The organism is Paraoerskovia marina DSM 21750 (assembly GCF_000701465.1).
GTDB lineage: Bacteria > Actinomycetota > Actinomycetes > Actinomycetales > Cellulomonadaceae > Paraoerskovia > Paraoerskovia marina.
In genome coordinates, this window is record NZ_JNIY01000005.1 from 16,929 (window position 1) to 42,828 (window position 25,900).

26 protein-coding genes and 1 pseudogene are annotated in these 25,900 nt (G+C 70.3%); 20 read left to right on the forward strand and 7 right to left on the reverse strand.

Annotation, left to right across the window (positions count from 1 at the left end):
- Positions 1–13 precede the first annotated feature (13 nt).
- From Q343_RS0109035 to Q343_RS0109070, 8 genes are all read left to right on the forward strand, one after another.
- Positions 14–739: a helix-turn-helix transcriptional regulator gene (locus tag Q343_RS0109035; protein WP_043109937.1), complete on the forward strand. Its 726-nt coding sequence runs from the start codon at positions 14–16 to the stop codon at positions 737–739.
- A 1-nt stretch (position 740) separates the two neighbouring features.
- A complete protein-coding gene (gene sufB / locus Q343_RS0109040) occupies positions 741–2,180 on the forward strand; it encodes a Fe-S cluster assembly protein SufB (RefSeq protein WP_029253265.1) in 1,440 nt (479 codons plus the stop codon).
- Positions 2,180–3,451 carry a Fe-S cluster assembly protein SufD gene (gene sufD, locus Q343_RS0109045; RefSeq protein ID WP_081829748.1) on the forward strand — a complete coding sequence of 424 codons (1,272 nt, stop codon included), beginning with the start codon at positions 2,180–2,182 and terminating at the stop codon, positions 3,449–3,451. The genes sufB and sufD overlap by 1 nt, the downstream gene beginning before the upstream one ends.
- Positions 3,448–3,789, forward strand: a complete 342-nt coding sequence (locus Q343_RS0109050; RefSeq protein ID WP_029253267.1) for a non-heme iron oxygenase ferredoxin subunit — start codon at positions 3,448–3,450, stop codon at positions 3,787–3,789. The genes sufD and Q343_RS0109050 overlap by 4 nt, the downstream gene beginning before the upstream one ends.
- A gap of 18 nt (positions 3,790–3,807) precedes the next feature.
- Positions 3,808–4,572 carry a Fe-S cluster assembly ATPase SufC gene (sufC, locus tag Q343_RS0109055; protein ID WP_029253268.1) on the forward strand — a complete coding sequence of 255 codons (765 nt, stop codon included), beginning with the start codon at positions 3,808–3,810 and terminating at the stop codon, positions 4,570–4,572.
- 66 nt (positions 4,573–4,638) lie between these two features.
- Entirely contained in the window at positions 4,639–5,964 is a 1,326-nt protein-coding gene (locus Q343_RS0109060) for a SufS family cysteine desulfurase (protein ID WP_029253269.1), read from the forward strand.
- Between the two features lie 52 nt (positions 5,965–6,016).
- Positions 6,017–6,508, forward strand: coding sequence for a Fe-S cluster assembly sulfur transfer protein SufU (sufU, locus tag Q343_RS0109065; RefSeq protein WP_029253270.1), 492 nt, complete (start codon positions 6,017–6,019; stop codon positions 6,506–6,508).
- Entirely contained in the window at positions 6,505–6,831 is a 327-nt protein-coding gene (locus Q343_RS0109070; RefSeq protein ID WP_029253271.1) for a metal-sulfur cluster assembly factor, read from the forward strand. The genes sufU and Q343_RS0109070 overlap by 4 nt, the downstream gene beginning before the upstream one ends.
- Positions 6,832–6,951: 120 nt before the next feature.
- Here Q343_RS0109070 and Q343_RS0109075 read toward each other — a convergent pair whose 3' ends face one another.
- The gene (locus Q343_RS0109075) at positions 6,952–7,665 is read right to left on the reverse strand and encodes a helix-turn-helix transcriptional regulator (protein WP_155990701.1); all 714 of its coding nucleotides are present in this window, start codon (positions 7,663–7,665) and stop codon (positions 6,952–6,954) included.
- A gap of 160 nt (positions 7,666–7,825) precedes the next feature.
- On the opposite strand from Q343_RS0109075, the gene abc-f reads away from it, so the two are divergent.
- Positions 7,826–9,424, forward strand: coding sequence for a ribosomal protection-like ABC-F family protein (gene abc-f, locus Q343_RS0109080; RefSeq protein ID WP_029253273.1), 1,599 nt, complete (start codon positions 7,826–7,828; stop codon positions 9,422–9,424).
- Here the strand turns inward: abc-f and Q343_RS0109085 are convergent.
- The 3 genes and pseudogenes from Q343_RS0109085 to Q343_RS15700 all read right to left on the reverse strand — a co-directional run.
- Positions 9,397–10,305 carry an SURF1 family cytochrome oxidase biogenesis protein gene (locus Q343_RS0109085; RefSeq protein ID WP_029253274.1) on the reverse strand — a complete coding sequence of 303 codons (909 nt, stop codon included), beginning with the start codon at positions 10,303–10,305 and terminating at the stop codon, positions 9,397–9,399. The two genes, abc-f and Q343_RS0109085, sit on opposite strands and share 28 nt — an antisense overlap.
- On the reverse strand, positions 10,302–10,541 hold the full coding sequence (locus Q343_RS0109090; RefSeq protein WP_029253510.1) for a hypothetical protein: 240 nt from the start codon (positions 10,539–10,541) through the stop codon (positions 10,302–10,304). Before Q343_RS0109090 ends, Q343_RS0109085 begins: the two co-directional genes overlap by 4 nt.
- A 153-nt stretch (positions 10,542–10,694) precedes the next feature.
- Positions 10,695–11,024, reverse strand: a pseudogene (locus tag Q343_RS15700) (DUF3099 domain-containing protein); the annotation flags it as partial.
- 26 nt (positions 11,025–11,050) lie between these two features.
- Between Q343_RS15700 and fabG the strand changes: the two are divergent.
- From fabG to Q343_RS0109110, 3 genes are all read left to right on the forward strand, one after another.
- Positions 11,051–11,773: a 3-oxoacyl-ACP reductase FabG gene (fabG, locus tag Q343_RS0109100; protein WP_282706020.1), complete on the forward strand. Its 723-nt coding sequence runs from the start codon at positions 11,051–11,053 to the stop codon at positions 11,771–11,773.
- A 69-nt stretch (positions 11,774–11,842) separates the two neighbouring features.
- Positions 11,843–12,610 (forward strand): enoyl-ACP reductase FabI, encoded by a 768-nt coding sequence (fabI, locus tag Q343_RS0109105; protein WP_029253276.1) that lies wholly within the window; start codon positions 11,843–11,845, stop codon positions 12,608–12,610.
- Between the two features lie 4 nt (positions 12,611–12,614).
- A complete protein-coding gene (locus Q343_RS0109110) occupies positions 12,615–13,145 on the forward strand; it encodes a SixA phosphatase family protein (protein ID WP_029253277.1) in 531 nt (176 codons plus the stop codon).
- On the opposite strand, the gene serB is transcribed toward Q343_RS0109110, so the two are convergent.
- Both serB and glgC read right to left on the reverse strand, forming a co-directional pair.
- Positions 13,126–13,782 carry a phosphoserine phosphatase SerB gene (serB, locus tag Q343_RS0109115; RefSeq protein ID WP_052367070.1) on the reverse strand — a complete coding sequence of 219 codons (657 nt, stop codon included), beginning with the start codon at positions 13,780–13,782 and terminating at the stop codon, positions 13,126–13,128. The two genes, Q343_RS0109110 and serB, sit on opposite strands and share 20 nt — an antisense overlap.
- A gap of 25 nt (positions 13,783–13,807) precedes the next feature.
- Positions 13,808–15,046 (reverse strand): glucose-1-phosphate adenylyltransferase, encoded by a 1,239-nt coding sequence (gene glgC / locus Q343_RS0109120; protein WP_029253279.1) that lies wholly within the window; start codon positions 15,044–15,046, stop codon positions 13,808–13,810.
- Positions 15,047–15,105: 59 nt separating this feature from the next.
- On the opposite strand from glgC, the gene glgA reads away from it, so the two are divergent.
- Positions 15,106–16,326, forward strand: coding sequence for a glycogen synthase (gene glgA / locus Q343_RS0109125; RefSeq protein ID WP_029253280.1), 1,221 nt, complete (start codon positions 15,106–15,108; stop codon positions 16,324–16,326).
- Here glgA and Q343_RS0109130 read toward each other — a convergent pair.
- Positions 16,313–17,104: a hypothetical protein gene (locus Q343_RS0109130; protein ID WP_052367109.1), complete on the reverse strand. Its 792-nt coding sequence runs from the start codon at positions 17,102–17,104 to the stop codon at positions 16,313–16,315. The genes glgA and Q343_RS0109130 overlap by 14 nt on opposite strands.
- A 27-nt stretch (positions 17,105–17,131) precedes the next feature.
- Between Q343_RS0109130 and Q343_RS0109135 the strand changes: the two genes are divergently transcribed.
- From Q343_RS0109135 to Q343_RS0109165, 7 genes are all read left to right on the forward strand, one after another.
- Positions 17,132–17,917, forward strand: coding sequence for an ABC transporter ATP-binding protein (locus tag Q343_RS0109135; protein WP_029253282.1), 786 nt, complete (start codon positions 17,132–17,134; stop codon positions 17,915–17,917).
- Between the two features lie 94 nt (positions 17,918–18,011).
- Positions 18,012–18,476, forward strand: a complete 465-nt coding sequence (locus Q343_RS0109140) for an NfeD family protein (RefSeq protein ID WP_029253283.1) — start codon at positions 18,012–18,014, stop codon at positions 18,474–18,476.
- An 88-nt stretch (positions 18,477–18,564) separates the two neighbouring features.
- Positions 18,565–19,818, forward strand: a complete 1,254-nt coding sequence (locus tag Q343_RS0109145) for an SPFH domain-containing protein (protein ID WP_052367071.1) — start codon at positions 18,565–18,567, stop codon at positions 19,816–19,818.
- A 108-nt stretch (positions 19,819–19,926) separates the two neighbouring features.
- Positions 19,927–21,666, forward strand: coding sequence for an ABC transporter ATP-binding protein (locus Q343_RS0109150; RefSeq protein ID WP_029253285.1), 1,740 nt, complete (start codon positions 19,927–19,929; stop codon positions 21,664–21,666).
- On the forward strand, positions 21,663–23,783 hold the full coding sequence (locus Q343_RS0109155) for an ABC transporter ATP-binding protein (protein ID WP_081829749.1): 2,121 nt from the start codon (positions 21,663–21,665) through the stop codon (positions 23,781–23,783). The genes Q343_RS0109150 and Q343_RS0109155 overlap by 4 nt, the downstream gene beginning before the upstream one ends.
- A gap of 5 nt (positions 23,784–23,788) precedes the next feature.
- Complete coding sequence (locus tag Q343_RS0109160) at positions 23,789–24,628, forward strand: TrmH family RNA methyltransferase (RefSeq protein ID WP_029253287.1); 840 nt, start codon at positions 23,789–23,791, stop codon at positions 24,626–24,628.
- The gene (locus tag Q343_RS0109165) at positions 24,628–25,872 is read left to right on the forward strand and encodes an APC family permease (RefSeq protein WP_029253288.1); all 1,245 of its coding nucleotides are present in this window, start codon (positions 24,628–24,630) and stop codon (positions 25,870–25,872) included. Before Q343_RS0109160 ends, Q343_RS0109165 begins: the two co-directional genes overlap by 1 nt.
- The last annotated feature ends 28 nt before the right edge of the window (positions 25,873–25,900 follow it).

Genomic DNA, 25,900 nt, shown 5'->3' on the forward strand with positions numbered 1-25,900 from the left:
AGGAGGTGGGGTCATGGAGCACGGTGCCACGCGACAGCTCGACCTCGCCGACACCTCGGACGAGTCGACGCGCGAGCGTGTCCTGCGTCACGTCGTGACCGACGGGCCGGTCGCCGCCGCCACCCTCGCCTCGACGCTGGGTCTGACGCCCGCGGGTGTCCGTCGGCACCTCGGGCTTCTCGAGGCAGACGGCCTCATCGCTCCTCACGTCGTGCCCCCGACCGAGGTGCGTCGCGGCCGCCCGGCCCGCCGGTTCGTGGCGACCGAGCACGGACAGTCGTCGCTCACGGGTGCCTACCCCGAGCTGGCCGGCCAGGCACTGCGCTATCTGCGATCGGCGGGTGGGGACGAGGCCGTCGCCGAGTTCGCCCGGCTACGGCTCGCGGACCTTGCCTCCCGCCGTGCCAAGGACGTCGACGCGGAGACGGTCGCTGACCGCGTCGTCCAGCTCGCCGACGTCCTCAGCGACGAGGGGTACGCCGCGAGCGTGCGTCCCACCGGCGGGTCGATGGCCCTGCAGCTCTGCCAGGGGCACTGCCCCATCCAGCACGTGGCGGCGGAGTTTCCCGAACTGTGCGAGGCGGAGGCCCGGGTCTTCTCGGAGCTCCTCGGCTCGCACGTGCAGCGTCTCGCCACCCTGGCGGGAGGAGCGCACGCCTGTACCACCAACGTCCCACTCCCAGTAGACAGCTTGACGACCAGAACGACCCACACCGTCCCCGGAACGCGGAAGGACTGACATGAGCGCTCCCACGCAGGACAACCTGACACCGCAGTCGGACGAGGAGATCATCGCCTCGATCGGCTCGTACGAATACGGTTGGCACGACAGCGACTCCGCCGGCGCCACGGCGCAGCGCGGTCTCAGCGAAGCCGTCGTGCGCAACATCTCGGCGCTGAAGAACGAGCCCGAGTGGATGCTGAAGCGTCGACTCAAGGCCCTCAGCCTGTTCGAGAAGAAGCCGATGCCGAACTGGGGTTCCGACCTCTCCGGGATCCACTTCGACAACATCAAGTACTTCGTCCGCTCGACCGAGAAGCAGGCGACCAGCTGGGAAGAGCTTCCCGAGGACATCAAGGCGACGTACGACCGCCTCGGTATCCCGGAGGCCGAGAAGCAGCGTCTGGTCGCCGGTGTCGCGGCACAGTACGAGTCCGAGGTCGTCTACCACCAGATCCGTGAGGACCTGGAGGAGCAGGGCGTCATCTTCGTCGACACGGACACCGGCCTGCGCGAGTACCCCGAGCTCTTCGAGGAGTACTTCGGGACGGTCATCCCCAGCGGTGACAACAAGTTCGCCGCGCTCAACACGTCGGTGTGGTCGGGCGGGTCGTTCGTCTACGTCCCGCCGGGCGTGCACGTCGAGATCCCGCTCCAGGCCTACTTCCGGATCAACACCGAGAACATGGGTCAGTTCGAGCGGACGCTGATCATCGCGGACGAGGGCTCGTACGTCCACTACGTCGAGGGCTGCACGGCGCCGATCTACTCGAGCGACTCCCTGCACTCCGCCGTCGTCGAGATCGTCGTCAAGAAGAATGCGCGGGTCCGGTACACGACCATCCAGAACTGGTCGAACAACGTCTACAACCTCGTGACCAAGCGTGCGACGGCCGCCGAGGGCGCGACGATGGAGTGGGTCGACGGCAACATCGGCTCCAAGGTCACCATGAAGTACCCGGCGATCTACCTCCTCGGCGAGCACGCCCGTGGCGAGACGCTGTCGATCGCGTTCGCGGGCGAGGGCCAGCACCAGGACGCCGGGGCCAAGATGGTCCACGCTGCACCGCACACCTCCAGCTCGATCGTCTCGAAGTCGGTGGCGCGCGGTGGTGGGCGGACGTCCTACCGCGGTCTCGTCCAGGTCCTCGAGGGTGCTGAGCACTCCGCGTCGACCGTGCTCTGCGACGCGCTGCTCGTCGACCAGATCTCTCGCTCCGACACGTACCCGTACGTCGACGTGCGCGAGGACGACGTCTCGATGGGGCACGAGGCGACGGTCTCCCGCGTCAGCGAGGACCAGCTGTTCTACCTGATGTCCCGAGGCATGCCCGAGACCGAGGCGATGGCCATGATCGTGCGCGGGTTCGTCGAGCCCATCGCGCGCGAGCTCCCCATGGAGTACGCCCTCGAGCTGAACCGCCTCATCGAGCTCCAGATGGAAGGGTCCGTCGGCTGATGACTACCGCCAGCACTGATCTGAACACGCCCACCGCCGACGAGGCCGCCGCGTTCGGCGGCGAGCCTGCCGGCCTGAGCACCGACCACTCGCGTGCTGCCGTCGACGGCGCGCACACCCACGGGAACGGCAGTTCGCCGCAGGGTTCGCGTGCCGAGCGCCTGACGTCGTTCGACCTCGCCGACATCCCCGTCCCGTCGGGCCGCGAGGAGGAGTGGCGGTTCTCGCCCGTCGCCCGTCTCATGCCGCTGTTCGACGGCGACCTCTCCGGCGCAGGCGTCATCACCACCGTCGTCGAGGCCCCTGAGGTCCAGGTCGAGATCGTCGGTCGCGACGACAAGCGCCTGGGTACCGCGGGACGCCCTGGCGACCGCGCTGCGGTCGTCGCGTGGAACGCCGCGACGCAGGCCACGGTCGTGACCGTCCCCGCGGGTGTCACGGCGAGCGACGTCACCTCGATCCGCATCGAGGGCACGTCGAACGACGCGACGGCCGCGCACCTGGTGGTGCACGCCGAGGAGAACAGCTCCGCCGTCGTCGTCCTCGACCACGTCGGCAGCGCGACGCTGACCGAGACGGTCGAGATCGTCGTCGACGAGGGTGCGAACCTGACCGTGGTCTCCGTGCAGGACTGGGCCGAGGGTGCGGTGCACGCCAGCTCGCACCGGTCGCGGATCGGCAAGGACGCCCACCTCAAGCACGTCGTCGTCACGTTCGGCGGCGACGTCGTCCGTGTGACCCCCGACGCCGAGTTCACGGCCGAGGGCGGCGATGTCGAGATGGTCGGGCTCTACTTCGCGGACACCGACCAGCACCAGGAGCACCGCCTCTTCGTCGACCACGCGGTCCCCGCGTGCAAGTCGCGCGTGACCTACAAGGGCGCGCTGCAGGGCGAGGGTGCGCACGCGGTCTGGATCGGCGACGTGCTGATCCGTGCCGAGGCGTCCGCCACCGACACGTACGAGCTCAACCGGAACCTGGTCCTCAGCGACGGTGCACGCGCCGACTCGGTCCCGAACCTCGAGATCGAGACGGGCGAGATCGAGGGGGCCGGGCACGCCTCGGCCACCGGTCGCTTCGACGACGAGCAGCTCTTCTACCTGCAGGCTCGCGGGATCCCCGAGATCGACGCGCGTCGTCTCGTCGTGCGCGGGTTCTTCGCCGAGCTCATCCAGGACATCGGGGTGCCCGAGGTCGAGGAGCGGCTGCTCGCGTCGATCGAGGACGAGCTGGCGAAGTCGATGAGCGTGATCGAAGGACCGCGCGCATGACCGCGGAGCTGGTCTGCCACACCGGTGACCTTGCTCCCGAGGAGGTCATGAAGGTCGAGGTCGAGGGTGCCGCAGGAACCGTCGAGGTGGCGGTCGCCCGCGACTCCGACGGTACCTGGCACGCGATCGACGACATCTGCACGCACGGGGCGGTCTCGCTGTCGGACGGCGAGGTCGAGGGCTGCCTCGTCGAGTGCTGGTTGCACGGCTCGCAGTTCGACCTCCGCACCGGACAGCCACGCCAGCTCCCCGCGACCAGGCCGGTCGCCGTATATCAACTGACGATCGACGGCGACCGGGTCCTCGTCGACGTCGACCAGACCGTCACCACCCACTGAACTTTCTGGAGTAAACGTATGTCCACGCTAGAGATCCGCGACCTGCACGTCAGCGTCGAGACCAAGGAGGGCCCGAAGCCCATCCTGCGCGGGGTCGACCTGACCCTGGAGTCCGGCAAGACCCACGCCATCATGGGGCCGAACGGCTCGGGCAAGTCCACGCTCGCCTACTCGCTCGCGGGCCACCCGAAGTACCAGATCACGCAGGGAACCGTCACGCTCGACGGCGAGGACCTGCTCGAGATGAGCGTCGACGAGCGCGCCCGCGCGGGCCTGTTCCTCGCGATGCAGTACCCCGTCGAGGTTCCGGGCGTCAGCGTCTCGAACTTCCTCCGCACGGCGAAGACCGCGATCGACGGCGACGCCCCGGCCCTGCGTCACTGGGTCAAGGACGTCAAGGTCGCCATGGAGAACCTGCGCATGGACAAGGCCTTCGCCGAGCGTTCCGTGAACGAGGGCTTCTCCGGCGGCGAGAAGAAGCGCCACGAGATCCTGCAGATGGAGCTCCTCAAGCCGAAGTTCGCCGTCCTGGACGAGACCGACTCCGGCCTTGACGTCGACGCGCTGCGCGTCGTCTCCGAGGGCGTCAACCGCGTCAAGGAGAACACCGACGCCGGGTTCCTGCTCATCACGCACTACACGCGCATCCTGCGCTACATCACGCCCGACTTCGTGCACGTGTTCGTCGACGGACGTATCGCCGAGGAGGGCGGCCCGGAGCTGGCCGACCGCCTCGAGGCCGAGGGCTACGACCGCTACCTCACGGGTGCGGCTTCCGCGTAGCTCGCGGGTGCCGGCCCGGGCCGCCGCCCGGGCCGGCACCTCCCGGATCGACCGAGGAGGACCACGATGACGACGACCGTCGGAACATCGCATCTCGACCACTGCCCGACGTACGGTGCGCTCTCGGCGCGTGAGCTGGCCGCCGTCCGGGCGGACTTCCCGCTCCTGGAGCGGACGGTGCGGCAGGGTCGTCCGCTCGTCTACCTCGACTCCGCGGCGACGTCGCAGAAGCCGACGGCCGTCCTCGACGCCGAGCAGGACTTCTACGAGCGTCGGAACGCCGCGGTGCATCGCGGGGCCCACCAGCTCGCGGAGGAGGCGACGGAGGCGTTCGAGGGTGCTCGGGCGGAGGTCGCCCGCTTCGTCGGTGCCGACGTCGGTGAGATCGTCTGGACCTCCGGGGCGACGGCCGCCATCAACCTCGTGGCATATGCGCTGTCGAACGCGACGCTCGGGCGGGGTGGGGCGGTCGCGCAGCGGTTCGCCCTGGCACCCGGGGACGAGATCGTCATCACCGAGGCGGAGCATCACGCCAACATCGTCCCGTGGCAGGAGCTGGCGGCCCGGACCGGCGCGACGGTGACCTACCTCCCGGTCGACGACGAGGGTCGGATCGACACGAGCGTCGTCGACCGGGTGATCACCGAGCGCGCCCGGGTCGTCGCGTTCACCCACGCGTCGAACGTGACCGGTGCGATCACCGACGTGGCGCCGATCGTCCGACGTGCTCGCGAGGTCGGGGCCCTCACGGTTCTCGACGCGTGCCAGAGCGTGCCGCACCTGCCGGTCGACCTCCACGAGCTCGGGGTCGACTTCGCGGCCTTCTCGGGACACAAGATGATGGGCCCGACCGGAGTCGGTGTGCTCTATGGTCGCCGTGAGCTGTTGGAGGCGCTGCCCCCGGTGACCACCGGTGGGTCGATGATCGAGGTCGTCACGATGACGGAGTCGACCTACATGGCACCGCCGCAGCGCTTCGAGGCCGGCACGCAGATGGTCGCGCAGGCCGTCGCGCTCGGTGCCGCGGCGCAGTACCTCGGCGAGCTGGGGATGGACGCGATCGCCGCGCACGAGCGCGAGATGGCGGCCGAGCTGCTGAAGATCGCCGACCTTCCGGGCATCAGGGTCGTCGGCCCGACCGACCCGGAGAACCGTCTCGCGGTGGTCTCCTTCGTGGTCGAGGGCGTGCACGCGCACGACGTCGGCCAGATCCTCGACGACGCAGGGATCGCTGTCCGCGTGGGGCACCACTGCGCGCAGCCCCTGCACCGGCGGTTCGGCATCGTCTCGACCGCTCGGGCGTCCGCCGCGGTCTACACCTCGGCGCAGGACGTCGCGGCGTTCCGGGAATCTCTTGCCGGGGTCCGCACGTTCTTCGGTGTGAACGACTGATGTCGTCCGCCGCCCACGCACGACGACCACGACCGACAGGAGTGCTGCACGGATGAGTTCGCTCGAGCAGATGTACCAGCAGGTCATTCTCGACCATGCCAAGGTGCTGCACGGGAAGGGGCTCGTGGAGCCCGCCGACGGTCACGTCGTCGGAGAGTCGCACCAGGTCAACACCACGTGCGGAGACGACGTCACGTTGCGCGTCGAGATCGACGAGTCGGACCCGGAGAACCCGGTCGTCGCCCGGCTGAGCTGGGAAGGACAGGGATGCAGCATCTCGCAGGCCTCGATCTCCGTGCTGCACGACCTGGTGGCGGGGGAGTCCGTCGACGCCGGTGAGCGTGCCGGCGAGGTGTTCCGCGAGCTGATGTCCTCGCGCGGCAAGGGTCTCGACGACGACTCGGAGGATCTTCTCGGTGACGCGACGGCCTTCACCGGCGTGTCGCTGTACCCCGCTCGTATCAAGTGCGCGCTGCTCGGCTGGGCGGCGTTGCGTGACTCTCTGGTCACCTCAGGAGTCCTGACGAACAAGGAGCAAGCATGAGCACGACACCAACGCCGACCACGGCGGCTGACGTCGAGGAGGCGCTGCGCGACGTCATCGACCCCGAGCTCGGCATCAACGTCGTCGACCTGGGCCTGATCTACGGCGTCCAGGTCGACCAGAACAACCACGCCGTGGTCGACATGACCCTCACGTCGGCGGCATGCCCGTTGACCGACGTGATCGAGGACCAGTCCGCCCAGGCCCTCGAGGGAATCGTCGACGGGTTCCGCGTCAACTGGGTCTGGATGCCGCCGTGGGGCCCGGAGAAGATCACGGACGACGGCAAGGAGCAGCTGCGAGCCCTCGGGTTCAACGTCTGACCGCCGCTCCGGTGCACAGAGCCCCACCCCGTCGCGATCGACGGGGTGGGGCTCTGTGCATCGGTGGGCTCGCGACCGTCGGGTCGGGAGATGGTCCGGCTCGTGGTCGTGGGACCGATGTCAGCGGGGGGACTGAGCGTCGTCGGCGGCCGTCGCGCGCGTCTCGACGTCGAGAAGGCAGAGGTCCGGTGCCACGAAGGGCTCCAGCCGCGTCGCGGCGACATGCCCCGGTGCATGGTCGAGGAGTCCCTGGGCCAGGCCCAGATGGAACGCGCAGACCACGTCCGGGCGCTGCTGTGCCAGATCGAGGAACGGGCAGCGGCGCAGTGAGATCCGACGGGGCTCGTCGTCGGTCGTCTCGGGTGCGAAGCCAAGGTCCTCGAGGTGTCCCAGCAGGTGTCGGACCGCTGACGTGCCTGGCTGTACCGGGGTCGGGTCGAGAGTCTCGGCTACCGCCAGACCGGCACGCCGGGCGGCGTCCGCGGGGTCGGGCTCGTCCGTGCCGAACCCGTCGAGGAGGACCCGCGTCAGCGCCGTGCGAACGGCCTGGTCGGCGTGCCCACGCGCCTCGGCCGTCTGGTCCTGGTCGGGCCGGGGGCGGGAACGGTACAGCCTCCGGGGACGGCCTCGAACGGCACGCGGCTCGGGCTCGCTCGTGACGAGTCCGGCGCGTGCGAGGACGGACAGGTGTTCCCGGACCGTGTTCGGGTGCTGGTCCGTCGCCGCCGCGAGGTCGTCGACCGTGGTGCCGTCCCGGCCGTCGAGAAGGTCGAGCAGGGCGACGCGGCGCTCGGAGGCGAGCGCGCGCCGGACCGCCATCTCGCCGTCTCTCACGGCACGAGACTATCAACGGGCTCCGGCCGGACCCGCTGCAGCGTGTGATCGGTCACGACGGGCCCGGGCCGAGCCGGCAGAGACTAGACTGGTTTCGTTTGTGCCTCGTTCGTCCCTTGACCTGTTCCGAGGCCACCACCACTTCAGGAGGACCCGCTTCGTGATTAATGCCCAGGGTGTCGAGCTGCGCATCGGTGCACGCGTGCTGCTCGAGAGCGCGACCTTTCGCATCGCCCCGGGAGACCGGATAGGACTCGTGGGGCGCAACGGTGCCGGCAAGACGACGCTGACCAAGACGCTCGCGGGGGAGACCCTGCCCAGCGCCGGGAAGATCGTCCGTGGCAACGAGATCGGCTATCTTCCCCAGGACCCGCGGACCGGCGACCTCGAGGTCGTCGCGATGGACCGCGTCCTGTCTGCGCGCGGGCTCGACGAGATCGTGCGCAACATGCGTGAGACCGAGGGCGCGATGGCGAGCGCCGACGTCGCGACCCACGAGGCGGCGATGGAGCGGTACCCCAAGCTGGAGGCGCGGTTCGTCGCCGCGGGAGGCTACTCGGCGGAGAGCGAGGCGGAGACGATCACGTCGAACCTCGGCCTCGACGACCGGATCCTCGCCCAGACGCTCGGCACGCTCTCCGGAGGTCAGCGTCGTCGGATCGAGCTGGCGCGCATTCTCTTCTCGGGCGTCGACACGCTCCTGCTGGACGAGCCGACGAACCACCTCGACGCCGACTCGATCGTGTGGCTGCGGGAGTACCTGCGCAACTACTCGGGCGGGCTCATCATCATCAGCCACGACAACGACCTGCTGCGCGCCGTCGTGAACAAGGTCTTCCACCTGGACGCCAACCGGGGCGAGCTCGACCAGTACAACATGGGCTGGGACAAGTACCTCGAGCAGCGCGAGACCGACGAGCGTCGTCGTCGACGCGAGCGTCAGAACGCGGAGAAGAAGGCGAGCACCCTGCTCGCGCAGGCCGAGAAGATGCGGGCGAAGGCGACCAAGGCCGTCGCCGCGCAGAACATGATCAAGCGCGCCGAGCGCATGATGTCCGGCCTCGAGGGCGAGCGCGTGAGCGACAAGGTCGCGCACTTGCGCTTCCCGAAGCCGTCACCGTGCGGAAAGACGCCCCTGACGGCGACCGGGTTGTCGAAGGCGTACGGCTCGCAGGAGGTGTTCACCGGTGTGGACCTCGCGATCGACCGCGGCAGCCGTGTCGTCATCCTCGGCTTCAACGGTGCCGGGAAGACCACGCTCCTGCGCATCCTCGGCGGGGTCGACCAACCGGACACGGGGCAGGTGCACCCGGGTCACGGGCTCAAGATCGGCTACTACGCCCAGGAGCACGAGACGCTCGACATGAACCTGACGGTGCTCGAGAACATGAAGCACTCGGCACCGGAGCTCGGCGAGACCGAGGTGCGCAAGGTGCTGGGGTCGTTCCTCTTCTCCGGCGACGACGCGGAGAAGCCGACCCGGGTGCTCTCCGGGGGCGAGAAGACGCGGCTCGCGCTCGCGACCCTCGTCGTGTCCTCGGCGAACGTGCTGCTCCTGGACGAGCCGACCAACAACCTCGACCCGGCGTCCCGGGCCGAGATCCTCGGTGCCCTCTCGACCTACGAGGGCGCCGTGGTGATGGTCACGCACGACGACGGTGCCGTGGCCGCGCTCGCGCCGGAACGTGTGCTCCTGCTCCCGGACGGGGACGAGGACCTGTGGAACGACTCCTACGCCGAGCTGGTGTCCCTGGCCTGAGGCGGGCTGCCGGCGCCGAGGGCGGAGTCGATCTCGGCGTCCTCGTCGTCCTCGTCCCGGCGCCGACGGTCGCGCGGTGCGACAGTGACCGACTCGCCGTCGGTCGTGAGGTTGCCCGCGACGATCGACGGCCCGCGCTCGCGGCGGACCAGGACAATAAAACCGCCCACCGCGCCGACGGCGAAGATGATCCACTGGACCGTGTACGAGAGGTGGGAACCCGGGTCCGTGTCCGGCTCGGGCACCGGGACGAGCGCCGTCTGCGGCGCGGGGTCCTCTGACACGAGCGCCACGTAGGCGCCCGTCGTCCGTCCGTCGGCCCAGTCGCCGCCGTCGGCGCCCTCGGACAGGACCTGGTCCGTCGAGATCGCCTGCACCTGGTGGTCGGGCGCCTGCCGGTCGGAGGCGGGCTCGTCCTCGCGCAGGTGACCCGTGACCTCGACCGTTCCCTCGGGCGGGTCCGGGATCGCGGCCGCGGACATCGAGTCCTCGCCCCAGGTGACGAAGCCCCGGTCCACCACGAGGACGGTTCCGCTCGCCGACCCCTCGGTGACCTCGAACGGGACGAGCACGTGGAACCCGGGCGTCCCGCCGACCGGGCGGTTCCGCAGGAGGACCGTCTGGTCGGGGTCGTACGTCCCGGTCATGGTGACCTGGCGCCACACGTCGGCCTCGTCCAGCTCGTCACCGGGGCCGGTCACGACCTCCTCGAGCGGCACAGGCTCCGACTCGTAGTTCGACTCGACGACGGCGATCGCCTCTTCACGGACGTGGTACCGGTGCCACTGCCACCGAGCGGCCAGCAGGCACACGACGGTCAGCAGGACGACGGCGACGGCCAGGGTGGCCCACTCGCGTGGCGTCCGGTGCGCGTCCGTCACAGATCGTCCTCGTGCTCCAGCTCGGCGACCGGAACCGTGGAACGCAGGAAGTCGCGCGCGCCCAGGAACGTCTCCAGGTGCTCACGGTGCGCGTCGCACGCGAGCCAGACCTTGCGGCGTTCCGGGGTGTGAAGCTTCGGGTTGTTCCAGAGAAGTCCCCAGCGCGCCTCGTCGCGGCAGCCCTTGCCGCTGCAGATCAGCTCACCGGAGACGGTGTCGGCCGCGGGGGTGCTCATGAAAAACTCCGTGTCGTCGGGGGGTGGCGCGGGGTGCGTGGTCTGACCCGGGTCGGTGGTCCGGTCCGGGGGCGTGGGCGGCAGGGGCGACGGTGCAGAGCCCAGCTGGCCGTAGGGCACGGGATCGATCCGCCGCTCCGTGTGGTCACGCCCGGCGTTGACGAAGAGCACGGCGATGTACGGCAGGACGACGGCCCCGGCCGCGAGGACCCAACGGACCCAGTGGTCGATGAAGACGGCGCCGAAGAAGCAGGCCGTGCGGATCGTCATCTGGATCATGTAGACGCGGAAGCGTCGAGCCTGGTCGTCGGACAGCGGATCCAGCGCCGAGGTGACGCCCTGCACGGCGTCCCCCGTGCGGTGTTTCTTCACCACGTCAGTGTAGGCCGTTGTGGGAACCCGACAAAGAGCCAGGGTGCGCTTGGGCGCTGTGTCCGGCCGCCGAAGCGGGGTCCGGACGGTAGCGTCGACCGAGCAGCGCATCGAAGCCCCGACGAATGAGGAGTCCCGTGGATCAGGCAGCACAAGAGCCCCGCACCGTGGTGGTGACGGGGGCCGCGCGTGGGATCGGCCGTGCGATCGCCGAACGGTTCGTGGCCGCCGGCGACCGGGTCGCGACGATCTACCGCGGGGGAGACCTGCCCGACGGCGTGTTCGGGGCGGTGGCGGACGTCACGGACACCGACGCCGTGAACGCGGCGTTCTCGCAGATCGAGGCGGAGCTCGGGCCGGTCGAGGTGCTCGTCGCCAACGCGGGTGTCACCAAGGACCAGCTGCTGATGCGGATGACGGACGACGAGTTCGAGTCCGTCGTCGACGTGAACCTCACCGGGACGTTCCGCTGTGTTCGCCGGGCGGCCAAGGGAATGATCCGGCAGCGACGCGGGCGGATCGTCCTCGTCTCCTCGGTCGTCGGGCTCTACGGCGGGCCTGGCCAGGTCAACTACGCGTCGTCGAAGGCCGCACTGGTCGGGATGGCGCGGTCGATCACGCGCGAGCTCGGTGCCCGCGGCATCACGGCCAACGTCGTCGCCCCGGGATTCATCGAGACGGCGATGACCGCGGAGCTGCCCGAGGAGCGACAGAAGCAGTACCGTGCCACGATTCCCGCCGGCCGGTTCGCCCAGTCCGACGAGGTCGCCGGTGTCGTGCAGTTCCTCGCGTCCGACGACGCGGCCTACATCAGCGGCGCGGTCATCCCCGTCGACGGCGGCCTCGGCATGGGGCACTGACCCTCCCTCACCACTCCTGGGACCCGATCGTCCCGTTCCCACACCCCACACCTTTGGAAAGGACCCACCATGGGCCTCCTCGACGGCAAGAAGATCCTCGTCACCGGCGTGCTGACCGACGCCTCGATCGCGTTCCACGTCGCACGGCTCGCCCAGGAGGAGGGAGCGCAGGTCGTGCTCACCTCCTTCGGGCGCCAGTTCCGCCTCACCCAGGCGATCGCACGTCGGCTTCCGCAGGAGGCTCCCGTCGTCCAGCTCGACGTCACCGACGACGAGGACCTCGCGGCGCTCGCGGACCGCGTCCGGGAGCACGTCGACTCCCTCGACGGCGTGGTCCACTCGATCGGGTTCGCACCCCAGAGCGTGATGGGCGGCAACTTCCTGTCGGGCGAGTGGGCCGACGTCTCCACCGCCCTCGAGGTATCGGCGTTCTCGCTGAAGTCGCTCGCGGTGGCGGCGAAGCCGCTCCTCAGCTCGGGCGGCTCCATCGTGGGACTGACGTTCGACGCGAGCTTCGCCTGGCCCGTCTACGACTGGATGGGTGTGGCGAAGGCCGCGTTCGAGTCGACCAGCCGCTACCTCGCACGTGACCTGGGTGCGGACGGGATCCGCAGCAACCTCGTCTCCGCCGGCCCGATCCGGACGACGGCCGCGAAGTCGATCCCGGGTTTCGCGTCCATGGAGGACGGCTGGCCGGAGCGCGCGCCCCTCGGCTGGGACCAGACCGACCCCGAGCCGACGGCGCGAGCGGTCGCCGCGCTGCTGTCCGACTGGTTCCCCGCGACGACGGGCGAGATCGTCCACGTCGACGGCGGTGTGCACGCTATGGGACTCTGATGCCATGACAGCATCTGGGACGAGCCCTCTGCACCGCCTGGTGCTCCTGCGCCATGCCAAGGCGGAACCCGCGGGCAACGGCGACGACGTCCTGCGTCCGCTCGCCCTCAACGGGCGCAAGCATGCGGGCCGGGTCGGCGAAGCGCTGGCCGCGGCAGGGCTCGTCCCCGACCTGGTCCTGTGCTCGTCCGCACTGCGAACGCGCCAGACGTGGGAGCTCGCAGCGTCTCGCCTCCCCACCACCGTCCCCGTGGACGTGCACGACTCGCTCTACGCGGCGAGCGTCAACGACCTGCTCGACGTCCTGCAGACGGTCGACGCCCGCGTCCGGACGCTGCTGGTCGTGGGGCACGAGCCGACGATGGCTGCGACCGCAGAGCGGCTCGGGGGTCCGGGTTCCCTGGACGGCGCGGTCGCTCAGGTGCGCGTCGGGGTCCCGACCGCCACCTACAGCGTGCTGGAGTCCGCCGAGCCGTGGGCCGCGTGGGAACCACGCTCGGCGCGACTCGTCGAGGTCACGCGCCCTCCGCGCTGACGAAGCCGCGGTCCCGCTCGGCGACGACCCTGTCGATCAGCGGCAGGACGGCGTCGAGTCGTGGTCCGTCGACGGCGTACGGCGCCTGCTCGCGGACGACCGGCTTCGCCGCGAACGCGATGCCGATACCGGCCGCGGCGATCATGTCGAGGTCGTTCGCGCCGTCGCCGATCGCGATGGTGTGGTCGGGCGTGATTCCCTCCTGTGCGGCGTAGGCGGCGAGCGCGGTGGCCTTGGCCGCCCGGTCGACGACCGGGCCTGCCGTGCGCCCCGTCAGCACGCCGTCGACGATCTCCAGCCCGTTGGCCCGGTACCGGGTGATGCCGAGCTCTGACGCGAGGCCTCCGACGATCGAGGTGAACCCTCCGGAGACGAGAGCGACGACCCATCCTCGGCGGTGCGCCTCGGCGACGAGCTCTCGGGCCCCCGGCGTGAACGTCGCGCGTCGGCGGACGTCGTCGAGCGCGTCGGCCGGTACGCCACGCAGGGTCGCGACCCGCTCGCGGAGCGAGGCGGCGAAGTCGAGCTCGCCGCGCATCGCCCGTTCGGTGACCTCGGCCACCTCGGCACGGGTTCCCGCATGGTCGGCGAGGAGCTCGATGACCTCCTCGGTGATGAGCGTGGAGTCGACGTCCATCACGAGCAGGTAGGGGGCGGTGGGATCAGTCAACGAGGGTTCCCTTCGGGACGACGGTGAGGCCGGACTCGGTCACGTGGAAGCCGCGGGCGCGGTCCTCCTCGGGGTTGAGACCGACGCGGGCGCGCTCCGCGACGACGACCCCCTTGTCGAGGATCGCACGGTGGACCTGGGCGTGACGCTGGATCTCGACCCCGTCCATCAGCACGCTGTCCGAGACGGTGGCCCAGGAGTGGACGTAGACCCCGGGCGAGAGCACCGATCCCGACACCGTCCCGCCGGAGACGATCACGCCGGGCGAGACCAGGGAGTCGGCGGCGTGCCCCGTCCGCCCCTCGGCGGCGTGGACGAACTTCGCCGGCGGGAGGCCGGTGTTGCCCGTGAACAGCGGCCACTGCTGGTTGTACAGGTTGAAGACCGGCGTGATCGAGATCAGGTCCTTGTGGGCGTCGTAGAACGCGTCGATGCTCCCGACGTCGCGCCAGTAGTCCCGGTCCCGGTCGGTGGAGCCGGGCACGTCGTTGCGGATGAAGTCGTAGACACCTGCGGTTCCGCGCTCGACGAAGGCGGGCACGATGTCACCGCCCATGTCGTGACGGGACGTGGGACTCGCGGCGTCCTGCGTGACGGCCTCGACGAGGGCGTCGGCGTTCATCACGTAGTTGCCCATCGACGCGAGAACCTCGCCGGGTGAGTCCGCCAGGCCCTCTGGGTCGGTCGGCTTCTCCAGGAACGCCCGGATCTTGGTGGGGTCCTCGGGGTCGGTGTCGATCACGCCGAACTGGTCGGCCATCGCGATCGGCTGGCGGATTCCCGCCACCGTGATCTCCGCGCCCGACTCGATGTGGGCGTCGACCATCTGGGAGAAGTCCATCCGGTACACGTGGTCGGCCCCGACCACGACCACGATGTCGGGCTTCTCGTCCTCGATGATGTTCAGGCACTGGTAGATCGCGTCGGCGCTGCCGAGGTACCAGTGCTTGCCCACCCGCTGCTGTGCGGGGACGGGGGCGACGTAGTTGCCCAGGAGCGGCGACATGCGCCACGTCCGGGCGATGTGCCGGTCGAGGCTGTGGGACTTGTACTGGGTCAGCACGACGACGTGCAGATAGCCCGAGTTGACGAGGTTCGACAGGGCGAAGTCGACGAGCCGGTACAGGCCGCCGAACGGGACGGCCGGCTTGGCGCGGGCCTGGGTGAGCGGCATCAGCCGCTTGCCCTCGCCACCGGCGAGGACGATCGCGAGAACTCGTGGCGTAGGCATGGCTCGACCTTATGCCGGACCACCCCGCGTCCGCACGCCTGACCGGATACCGTGTGGACGTGAGAGTCGACCTGCTGACGCGTGAGTACCCGCCCTTCGTCTACGGGGGTGCGGGCGTCCACGTCGCCGAGCTCTCCGCCGTCCTTCGTGAGCACGTCGACGTCCGCGTCCGTTGCTTCGACGGACCGCGCGACGCCGACGGGGTCGATGGCTATCGCGTCCCCTCCGAGCTCGAGGGCGCAGACGCCACGCTCGGCGTGCTCGGGGTCGACCTGCAGATGGCGTCGGCGACGGCGGGTGCCGACCTCGTCCACTCGCACACCTGGTACGCCAACATGGCCGGGCATCTGGCGTCGCTGCTGCACGGGGTCCCGCACGTGATCTCGGCCCACTCGCTCGAACCGTTGCGTCCCTGGAAGGCCGAGCAGCTCGGTGGCGGGTACCGCGTCTCGTCGTGGGTGGAGCGCACCGCCTACGAGGCCGCGGACGCCGTCATCGCGGTCTCGGGCGGCATGCGTGCCGACATCCTGCGCGCCTACCCGTCGATCGACCCTGACCGGGTGCACGTCGTGCACAACGGGATCGACCTCGACGGGTGGCAGCGTCCCGTCGAGGGCGACGACCAGGAACGGGCCGACGCGGTGGCGAGGTCACACGGGATCGACCCGGACCGACCTGCGGTCGTCTTCGTCGGCCGGATCACCCGCCAGAAGGGGCTGCCGTACCTCCTCGCGGCGGCTCGCCGACTGCCGCCCGAGGTCCAGCTGGTCCTGTGCGCCGGGGCTCCGGACACGCCGGAGATCGCCGCGGAGGTCTCCGACGCCGTCGCGGTGCTCGCTCAGGAGCGCACCGGTGTGGTGTGGATCGAGGAGATGCTGCCGCGCCCCGACCTCGTGGCGGTGCTCGCCGCGTGCACGGTCTTCGTCTGCCCGTCGGTCTACGAGCCGCTGGGCATCGTGAACCTGGAGGCGATGGCGGTCGGTCTGCCGGTGGTCGGCACCGCGACGGGCGGCATCCCCGAGGTGGTGGACGACGGGGTCACGGGCACGCTCGTGCCGATCGACCAGGTGCAGGACGGGACGGGGACACCGATCGACCCGGAGCGGTTCGTCTCGGACCTCGCCGCTGCGCTGTCGGACGCGGTCGCGGATCCTGCCCGCGCGCGCGATCAAGGACGTGCGGCGCGACGTCGTGTGGAGGACCACTTCTCGTGGGAGTCCGTCGGGCGCCGGACCCTCGACGTCTACGCGCAGGTGCTCGGGACCGCTATCTCACGGTGAGGGTCGCTGCCGCGAGGGCGCGTCGAGCGGCGCGGTCGACCTCGCCCAGCGCCGCACTGCGCTGGTCCGCCTGCCAGAGCGACGCGGCACCGCCGTCGTCGTCGGTGGCGAGCTCGACGATCCGACGCAGTCGCGTGGCGAGCGAGGTGACCCGGGCCGTCGTCGCCTCGACGCGCGGTGGCAGCGGCCATCCCAGGTTCTCGCCGCGCAGGGCCGCCAGCTCGTCCCCGACGTCCTCCCGCCAGCGTGCGACGTCGAGATCCGCCAGGGCGCGGGTCGCGGTGATCAGGGCCGTCCGTAGCGCGCGGTCGGCCTCGGAGACGTCGCCGACGACGCCGTAGAAGCGACGCTCCCAGCTCGAGACAGGCACGCGGTCCCACGTCACGAGGTGCCCGGGCTCCCAGGCCGAACCGAACCGCACGACCGACGGCACGAGCGCGAACGCGCCGGCCGTCGACTCGACGAGGAGGCACTCGCCGGCCTCCGTCGCGGCGGCGCTCGCCTCGGCCGGCACCCCGGCGGGGTCGCCCGGTGCGGGCAGTGCCGCGACCGTCGACGTCCCCGGGGACGACACGATCGTGAGAAGGGTCCGGAGCTCGGCGTCGTCGTCCTCACCCCGGCGCGGGGCGCCGTCGAACGAGCTGCCGAGCCGGTGCGGCTCGTCGTCGCCGCGCACGGCGCGGACCGCGTCGGGAAGCAGCGCGACCCCGTCCGCGAGGTCGCGCGCCCACAACGCCAGGACGACACTGCGTGGCGGGATGACGGACTGTGATTCCACACCGACCAACCTATAGGGTCAGTCGCTATGAGCTCGGTCCTTTCCTTCCAGGGTGTCAGCGTGCGTCGCGGTGCCTCAACGATCCTCGACGACGTCTCGTGGGAGGTGGAGGACGGCGACCGCTGGGTGATCCTCGGGCCCAACGGGGCCGGCAAGACGACGGCTCTGCAGCTCGCGAGCACACGGATGCACCCGACCTCCGGAACGGTGGAGATCCTCGGCGAGCGTCTTGGTGCGAGCGACGTCTTCGAGCTGCGACCGCGTGTCGGTCTGGCGAGCGCGTCGCTGGCCGAGCGGATCGCCCCGGGGGAGGTCGTCCGCGACGTGGTGCTGACCGCTGCCTACGGCATGACCGGACGCTGGCGCGAGGAGTACGAGGGGACGGACACCGAGCAGGCGGACGCCCTGCTCGCCGCCTTCGACGTCGCACGCCTGGCGGACCGCCGCTACGGCACGCTGTCCGAGGGCGAGCGCAAGCGCGTCCAGATCGCCCGCGCGCTGATGCCGGACCCGGAGCTCCTTCTGCTCGACGAGCCGGCTGCCGGTCTCGACCTCGGCGGCCGCGAGGAGCTCGTCGGCGCACTGGCCGAGCTCGCGCAGGACGATGCGTCCCCGGTCCTCGTCCTCGTCACGCACCACCCCGAGGAGATCCCTCCCGGGTTCACCCACGCGCTGCTCCTGCGCGAGGGTGGCGTCCACGCGGCAGGCCCGCTGGAGGAGGTCATGACCGCCGAGAACCTGACGGCGACGTTCGGCACGCCCCTCGAGGTCTCGCACGACGGAGACCGGTGGAGCGCGCGTTCCGCACGCTGACCCTGTGGAAACCCCTCCTGCCCGTCGGTCGAGGCAGTAGGGTTGGAGCAGATGCAGTGTCCGACGACGGGTGCTGGCGGGGAGGGAGAGTTCGATGGCCTGGTTGTGGTGGTTGGGCGGAGCAGCGGTGCTCGCGCTCCTGGAGATCGTCTCGCTCGACCTCGTCCTGATCATGTTCGCCGGCGGGGCGCTCGCCGCCGCGGGGACGGCAGGTCTCGGTGCGCCCGTCTGGGTGCAGATCCTGGCCTTTCTCGTGACCTCCGGCCTGCTGCTCTTCGCACTCAGGCCCTGGCTCCTGCGGAGCCTCCGCTCGCGCATGACCCTCACCGAGACCAACGCCGCCGCCCAGGTCGGGCGCATGGCCGTCGTCCTGGAGGACGTCACCGAGCTGCACGGCCGGATCAAGCTGGCCGGTGAGGTCTGGAGCGCCCGCACCGAGGACGAGGCGCCGTCGCTCCCCGTGGGCACGGAGGTGCGCGTGCTACGCATCGACGGCGCGACCGCCGTCGTCGGGACGTCGAGCTCCGCGCCGCACGGGCGGGCACCCTCCGCGATGTGACCCGCGGAGCACGAGCGCACGAACTTCCGTGGGAGCGTCTCGCGGGTCCGGCCGGTGACGGCCGGTGAATGATCGACGAGGAGAGTTCATGAGCGACCCGAGTGTCGGGACCTTCATCTTGTACATCGTGCTGGCAGTCATCGTCGTCTTCGTCGTGGTTGCCCTGTTCAAGGCGGTGCGGATCGTCCCGCAGGCGACGTCGATCATCGTCGAACGCCTGGGCCGGTACTCGCGGACGATGGACGCCGGGCTGCACCTGCTCGTTCCCTTCATCGACAAGCTGCGTGCGCAGGTGGACCTCCGCGAGCAGGTGGTCTCCTTCCCACCGCAGCCCGTGATCACCTCGGACAACCTCGTCGTCAGCATCGACACGGTGATCTACTTCCAGGTCACCGACCCGAAGTCGGCCGTCTACGAGATCGCGAACTACATCACCGCGATCGAGCAGCTCACGGTCACCACGCTGCGTAACGTCATCGGTTCGATGGACCTCGAGCAGACACTGACGAGCCGCGACCAGATCAACGGCCAGCTGCGCGGGGTGCTCGACGAGGCGACCGGTCGGTGGGGCATCCGCGTCAACCGCGTCGAGCTCAAGTCGATCGACCCGCCGCAGTCGGTCCAGGGCGCGATGGAGCAGCAGATGCGCGCGGAGCGCGACCGCCGTGCCACGATCCTCACGGCCGAGGGCGTCAAGCAGTCGAAGATCCTCACGGCCGAGGGTGAGAAGCAGTCCCAGATCCTCCGTGCCGAGGGTGCCGCCCAGTCCAAGATCCTCGAGGCCGAGGGCGAGGCCCGCGCCATCCTGCAGGTCTTCGACGCGATCCACGAGGGCGACCCGGATCCGAAGCTGCTTGCGTACCAGTACCTGCAGACGCTCCCCGAGATCGCGAACGGCACGTCGTCGAAGCTCTGGCTCATGCCGACGGAGTTCACGGCAGCGCTCAACTCGATCACCCAGGGACTCACCGGGTCCGCGGGCTCGGGCCCGTCGGGCGACGACGCGGCCGCCACGGGCGACTCGGCGCGGCGGGACCGCGACCGGCTCACGTTCGGTTCCTCGCTCACGGACCCGGCCGAGGCACTGGCCGAGGCCCGGCGTCAGGCTCAGGCCGCGACCGCCGACGCGACGAGTGCCGGCACCTACTCCGGCCGACCGTTCGAGCCAGGCGTCGAGACGGGCCAGCGCCCCGGTGCTCCGGCACGTCCGCCGCAGAACGCCGCCTCCGGCGCTCAGCCGCGGCCGCTCGACGCGGACGTGCCGAGCACATCGGAGCCGTCGGCCGAGCCGGTCGACGAGCCCGGGAACGACGGGACGGACACGCCGCCGACCAAGGGCTGACGCCGCTGATCGACGCCGCCACGCTGTCCGCGAAATCGCGAAGGGCGTGGCGTCGTCACGCGTAGAGTCTTGTAGCCGCATGTTGCGGATCGTGAGACCGGAGGCCCCATGCTGATCCAGCTCCTCAAGGAGTACCTGCGCCCGTACAGGTGGGCGGTGGTCGCGGTTCTCGTCCTGCAGCTGCTCCAGACCCTCGCCACCCTCTACCTGCCGAGCCTGAACGCGGACATCATCGACGAGGGTGTCTCCAAGGGTGACACCGAGTACATCCTGAGCACGGGTGGCGTGATGCTGGCGTTCAGCATCGGGCAGGTGCTCTGCGCGGTGCTGGCTGTCTTCTTCGGTGCCCGGGCGGCGATGTCGTTGGGCCGGGACGTACGGCGCGGGTTCTTCGAGAAGGTGCAGTCGTTCTCCGCCCAGGAGGTCAACAAGTTTGGGGCCCCGTCGCTCATCACCCGGTCGACCAACGACGTGCAGCAGGTCCAGATGGTCGTCCTCATGTCGTTCACGATCATGGTGATGGCCCCGATCATGCTGGTGGGCGGCATCATCATGGCGCTGCAGGAAGACGCCAAGCTGTCGCTCCTGCTCGTCGTGATCGTGCCGATCCTGGCGGTCGTCGTCGGGCTCGTCGTCTCGCGGATGATCCCGTACTTCCGCCGGATGCAGAAGCGCATCGACCGCATCAACCAGGTGATGCGCGAGCAGATCACGGGGATCCGGGTGATCCGGGCGTTCGTGCGCGAGCGGCACGAGCAGGAGCGGTTCGCCGTCGCCAACGAGGCGCTGTTCGACACGTCCCTGGGTGCCGGCAAGCTGATGGCACTGATGTTCCCGCTCGTGATGCTCGTCATGAACCTCTCGAGCGTCTCCGTGATGTGGTTCGGAGGGCGTCAGATCGACGCGGGCGAGCTCGAGATCGGCGAGCTCACCGCGTTCCTCAGCTACATCATGTACATCCTCATGGCCGTCATGATGTCGACGATGATGTTCGTGATGCTGCCGCGCGCGGCGGTGGCGGCGGAGCGGATCGGTGACGTCCTGAGGACCGAGCCGTCCGTCGTCAACCCGGACGACCCCACGCCGTTGCCGGAGCGGCCGACCGGCCGGGTCGAGCTGCGGGGTGCGGCCTTCGGCTACCCCGGCGCCGAGGAGCCGGTGCTGCACGACCTCACGTTCAGTGCGGAACCGGGACAGACGACGGCGATCATCGGGTCGACGGGGTCGGGAAAGACGACGCTGCTCAACCTGATCCCTCGTCTCTTCGACACGACGTCCGGCGCGGTGTGCGTCGACGGGATCGACGTCCGGGACCTGACCGCCGAGGACCTCGGTTCGATCATCGGCCTCGTGCCGCAGAAGGCCTTCCTGTTCTCCGGGACCGTCGCCGACAACCTGCGCTACGGGCGACCCGACGCGACCGAGGAACAGATGTGGGACGCGCTCGAGGTCGCCCAGGCGAAGTCCTTCGTGCAGGACCTCGACGGGCAGCTCGACGCGGCCGTGGCACAGGGTGGGTCGAACTTCTCCGGCGGCCAGCGCCAACGCCTGGCCATCGCCCGGGCGGTGATCCGGGAGCCTCGGATCTATCTCTTCGACGACTCGTTCTCCGCGCTCGACTATGCGACGGACGCCGCGCTGCGCGCGGCCCTCGAACCTCGCACGCGTGAGGCTGCGGTCCTCGTCGTGGCCCAGCGGGTCTCGACGATCCGCGGCGCCGAGAAGATCGTCGTGCTCGACGGAGGGAGGGTCGTCGGCGAGGGAACCCACGAGGACCTCCTGGAGACCAACGAGACCTACCAGGAGATCGTGTACTCGCAGCTCTCCATCGAGGAGGCCAGCGCATGAGCGCCGACGACCGCACGACACCACCCGCCGACGCGGCTCGTCCGTCCGGTGCCGCGGCGCCCGCCCGCCCGCCGCGCCAGGGTGGGGGCCCCGGGCCTCACGGGGGCATGGGCGTGCCGGGTGAGAAGGCCTCGGACTTCACGGGGTCCTTCCGCCAGTTCGTCCGACGCCTGCGCCCGGAACGCCCGCTGATCCTCACGATCTTTGCCCTGGCCGTCGTCTCGGTGGCGGGGGCCGTCGCGGGCCCCAAGCTCCTCGGGAACGCGACGAACGTGATCTTCGAGGGCATCATCGGCTCCCAGCTGCCCGCGGGTGCGACCCAGGAGCAGGCCGTCCAGGGGCTCGAGCAGGCGGGCGAGGACGAGCTGGCCGCGATGGTCGGGGCGATGGACGTCGTCCCCGGTCAGGGGATCGACTTCTCGGCGCTCGCGACGATCCTCCTCGCGGTCGTCGTGGTCTACCTCGGGGCATTTGTCTTCGGATGGCTCCAGGGCCGTCTGACAGCGATCGTCGTCCAACGCACCGCCCGCACCCTGCGGGCGGACGCGGAGACGAAGATCAACCGGCTGCCGCTGTCGTACTTCGACCGCAACCAGCGCGGAGAGATCCTCTCGCGGGTCACCAACGACATCGACAACGTGTCCCAGACGATGCAGCAGACGCTGTCACAGCTGGTCACCGCCGTGCTCACCGTCGTCGGCGTGCTCGCCATGATGTTCTACATCTCGCCGCTCCTCGCGGTCATCGCCCTCGTGACCATCCCGCTGTCGGTCCTCGTGACCGCCATGATCGCCAAGCGGTCGAAGCCGCAGTTCATCGAGCAGTGGGCGGCGACAGGACGGCTCAACGCCCACGTCGAGGAGATGTACACCGGCCACACGCTCGTCAAGGTCTACGGGCACCAGCAGTCGGCGCTCGACGACTTCGACCGGGAGAACGCGGCCCTCTACGACGCCAGCTTCAGAGCACAGGCGATCTCCGGCACGATCCAGCCGGCGATGGGCTTCATCGCCAACCTCAACTACGTCATCGTGGCGGTCGTGGGTGGTCTGAGGGTCGCCTCCGGCGCGATCTCCCTGGGTGAGGTGCAGGCGTTCATCCAGTACTCGCGGCAGTTCACCCAGCCGATCACGCAGATCGCGTCGATGATGAACCTGCTGCAGTCGGGGGTGGCGTCGGCCGAGCGGGTCTTCGGACTCCTGGATGCCGAGGAGCAGAGTCCCGACCCTGCCGGGGGAGTCTCCGTCCAGCCGGTGCGCGGGCGTGTCGAGTTCGACGACGTCTCGTTCTCCTACCGGGACGACGCGCCGCTGATCGAGCACCTCGACCTCGTCGTCGAGCCGGGCCAGACCGTCGCGATCGTGGGGCCGACCGGCGCCGGGAAGACCACGCTCGTGAACCTCATCATGCGGTTCTACGAGGTGGACGGCGGCCGGATCTTGCTCGACGGGGTCGACACCCGACAGATGACGCGCGACGAGCTGCGCGGGGACATCGGGATGGTGCTGCAGGACACGTGGTTGTTCGGCGGGACGATCGAGGAGAACCTGCGCTACGGCGTGCGCGACGGCGTCGACGTCGACGAGGAGGCGTTCCTCGAGTCGACCCGAGCCACCCACGTGGACTCGTTCGTGCGCACGCTTCCCGACGGCTACGACACGCGTCTGGACGACGACGGCGGGGCCGTCAGCGCCGGGGAGAAGCAGCTGCTCACGATCGCCCGCGCGTTCCTGGCCGACCCGTCGATCCTGATCCTGGACGAAGCCACGAGCTCGGTGGACACCCGCACGGAGGTGCTCGTCCAGCAGGCGATGAACGCCCTGCGGTCGGGCCGCACGGCCTTCGTGATCGCCCACCGGCTCTCCACGATCCGGGACGCCGACGTCATTCTCGTGATGGAGCAGGGCTCGATCGTCGAGCAGGGCTCCCACGACGAGCTGCTGGCCGCCGAGGGGGCGTACGCACGTCTCTACGCGAGCCAGTTCGCCGCGCCGGTGAGCGACGGCGAGGGCGGTGAGGTCGAGGTGCCCGAGGCCGACCTCGCCTCCGCACCCGCGTCCGCCGACGTGGTCGACGGCACCGCACCGCACGGACACGACACGAGGGAGCGCGAGTGACCGAGATGCCCGGCGTCGTCCACCTGGAAACGGCTGACGACAGGATCGGTGACTACACGAACCTGACCGACGTCCGGCTCCGGTCCCGGCACGAGCCGGAGAAGGGTCTGTACATCGCGGAGAGCGCGACGGTGATCCGACGGGCGATCGCCGCGGGCCACCGCCCGCGGTCGTTCCTCATGGCGGAGAAGTGGCTGCCCGACCTCGCCCCGACGATCGCGGAGCTTCCCCCGCGCGAGGACGGCACGCCGGTCCCGGTGTACGTCGCGCCGTCGGAGCTGCTCGAGGAGATCACCGGGTTCAACCTCCACCGCGGCGCGCTCGCGGCGATGCACCGCCCGCCGCTGGCGTCCGTGCGAGAGCTGCTGGCCTCTGCCCGAGGTGGTCGGGGGGCCAGGCGCGTCGCCGTGCTCGAGGACATCGTCGACCACACGAACGTCGGAGCGATCTTCCGCAGTGCCGCAGCGCTCGGTGTCGACGCGGTGCTCGTCTCGCCGCGATGCTCCGACCCCCTGTACCGCCGTTCTGTACGGGTCTCCATGGGGACCGTGTTCCAGGTCCCGTGGACACGGATGGACGCGTGGCCGACGGGCCTGCACGAGCTGCAGGACGACGGGTTCACGGTCGCGGCCCTCGCCCTCGCCGACGACGCGGTCTCGCTCGACGACCTCGAGGCGGACCCGCCGGAGCGACTCGCCCTCGTGCTGGGGACGGAGGGTGACGGGCTCTCGGCCAGGGCCGTCTCGGCGTCGGACGTTACCGTCAAGATCCCGATGGCGGGCGTCGTCGACTCGCTGAACGTCGCTGCCGCCTCCGCGGTGGCGTTCTGGGCGACGCGCGTCTGATGCCGCTGCAACGCCGTCTCGGGCTCGTCGACGCGACCGTCATCGGCGTCGGGTCGATGCTCGGTGCCGGGGTCTTCGCGGTCTTCGCCCCCGCCGTGGACGTCGCGGGTGCCGGTGTCGTCGTCGCGATCCTGCTCGCCGGCCTCGTCGCGCTGGCGAACGCGACGTCGACGGCGCAGCTCGCCGCCCAGTACCCGACGTCGGGCGGTGCGTACTTCTACGGGCGTGAGCGGCTCGGCCCCGCCTGGGGTTTCGTGGCCGGGTGGGGGTTCGTCGTCGGCAAGACGGCCTCGTGCGCCGCGATGGCTCTGACGTTCGGGTACTACGTCGTCCCGGACACCCCGCGTGTCGGTGCGGCGTTCGCCGTGGTCCTGATCGTGGCGGTCAACCTGCGGGGGATCTCCCGCACTGCACAGGTCACCCGTGTGCTCGTCGCGGTGACGGCCACCGTGCTGCTCGCGGTGGTGGCGTTCGGTGCCGGTGCGCCCGCGGCGCCGGGGAGCGCCGTCGCCGAGCTGTGGGCGGGCGTGGCCGACGCAGGCGTCCTCGGGGTGCTCCAGGGCGCCGGCCTGATGTTCTTCGCGTTCGCGGGGTACGCGCGGGTCGCCACGCTCGGCGAGGAGGTGCGCGACCCGCGCCGGACGATCCCGCGCGCGGTGGTCACGGCGCTCGTCCTCGTCGTCGTGCTCTACCTCGTGATCGCCGTCGTCGCGCTGCGCGCGCTCGGCGTCGAGGCTCTCGCGGCATCCGCCGCGCCGTTGGCCGACGTCGTGGCCGCCGCGGGGGGACCGGTGTGGCTGGTCGTCGTCGGGGCGAGCACCGGATGCCTGGGCGCTCTGCTCGGACTCGTCGCGGGCGTGGGGCGCACCGGTCTGGCGATGGCCCGCGAGGGTGACCTGCCCCGGTGGTTCGCCGCCGTCGACCCCCGGTTCGGTGTCCCGCACCGGACGGAGACGGCCCTCGGCGCGGTGCTCGTCGTCCTGGTCCTCACGCTGGACCTGCGCGAGGTGGTGTCCGTCTCCTCGTTCCTCGTGCTGACGTACTACGCCGTCGCGAACTCGGCGGCGCTCACCCAGCATGCCGAGCACCGGCGGTACCCGCGGTGGCTGGCGGTCCTGGGACTGGTCGGGTGCGTGGGTCTCGCCCTGACGCTTCCGGGCACGGCGGTCGCCGCCGGGTTCGCCGTGCTGGCGCTCGGGCTCGGCGGGCGAGCACTCGCCCGCCGCCGCACGCCGACGGTGTGATCTGTCACGGAGGGTTGGAACGCATCCG

Bases quoted from the DNA above. Each gene is read 5' to 3' on its own strand.
- Q343_RS0109035 (WP_043109937.1), top strand. From the start codon at position 14: ATGGAGCACGGTGCCACGCGACAGCTCGACCTCGCCGACACCTCGGAC.
- sufB (WP_029253265.1), top strand. From the start codon at position 741: ATGAGCGCTCCCACGCAGGACAACCTGACACCGCAGTCGGACGAGGAG.
- sufD (WP_081829748.1), top strand. From the start codon at position 2,180: ATGACTACCGCCAGCACTGATCTGAACACGCCCACCGCCGACGAGGCC.
- Q343_RS0109050 (WP_029253267.1), top strand. From the start codon at position 3,448: ATGACCGCGGAGCTGGTCTGCCACACCGGTGACCTTGCTCCCGAGGAG.
- sufC (WP_029253268.1), top strand. From the start codon at position 3,808: ATGTCCACGCTAGAGATCCGCGACCTGCACGTCAGCGTCGAGACCAAG.
- Q343_RS0109060 (WP_029253269.1), top strand. From the start codon at position 4,639: ATGACGACGACCGTCGGAACATCGCATCTCGACCACTGCCCGACGTAC.
- sufU (WP_029253270.1), top strand. From the start codon at position 6,017: ATGAGTTCGCTCGAGCAGATGTACCAGCAGGTCATTCTCGACCATGCC.
- Q343_RS0109070 (WP_029253271.1), top strand. From the start codon at position 6,505: ATGAGCACGACACCAACGCCGACCACGGCGGCTGACGTCGAGGAGGCG.
- Q343_RS0109090 (WP_029253510.1), bottom strand. From the start codon at position 10,541: ATGAGCACCCCCGCGGCCGACACCGTCTCCGGTGAGCTGATCTGCAGC.
- fabI (WP_029253276.1), top strand. From the start codon at position 11,843: ATGGGCCTCCTCGACGGCAAGAAGATCCTCGTCACCGGCGTGCTGACC.
- Q343_RS0109110 (WP_029253277.1), top strand. From the start codon at position 12,615: ATGACAGCATCTGGGACGAGCCCTCTGCACCGCCTGGTGCTCCTGCGC.
- serB (WP_052367070.1), bottom strand. From the start codon at position 13,782: ATGGACGTCGACTCCACGCTCATCACCGAGGAGGTCATCGAGCTCCTC.
- glgC (WP_029253279.1), bottom strand. From the start codon at position 15,046: ATGCCTACGCCACGAGTTCTCGCGATCGTCCTCGCCGGTGGCGAGGGC.
- Q343_RS0109135 (WP_029253282.1), top strand. From the start codon at position 17,132: ATGAGCTCGGTCCTTTCCTTCCAGGGTGTCAGCGTGCGTCGCGGTGCC.
- Q343_RS0109140 (WP_029253283.1), top strand. From the start codon at position 18,012: ATGGCCTGGTTGTGGTGGTTGGGCGGAGCAGCGGTGCTCGCGCTCCTG.
- Q343_RS0109145 (WP_052367071.1), top strand. From the start codon at position 18,565: ATGAGCGACCCGAGTGTCGGGACCTTCATCTTGTACATCGTGCTGGCA.
- Q343_RS0109150 (WP_029253285.1), top strand. From the start codon at position 19,927: ATGCTGATCCAGCTCCTCAAGGAGTACCTGCGCCCGTACAGGTGGGCG.
- Q343_RS0109155 (WP_081829749.1), top strand. From the start codon at position 21,663: ATGAGCGCCGACGACCGCACGACACCACCCGCCGACGCGGCTCGTCCG.
- Q343_RS0109160 (WP_029253287.1), top strand. From the start codon at position 23,789: ATGCCCGGCGTCGTCCACCTGGAAACGGCTGACGACAGGATCGGTGAC.
- Q343_RS0109165 (WP_029253288.1), top strand. From the start codon at position 24,628: ATGCCGCTGCAACGCCGTCTCGGGCTCGTCGACGCGACCGTCATCGGC.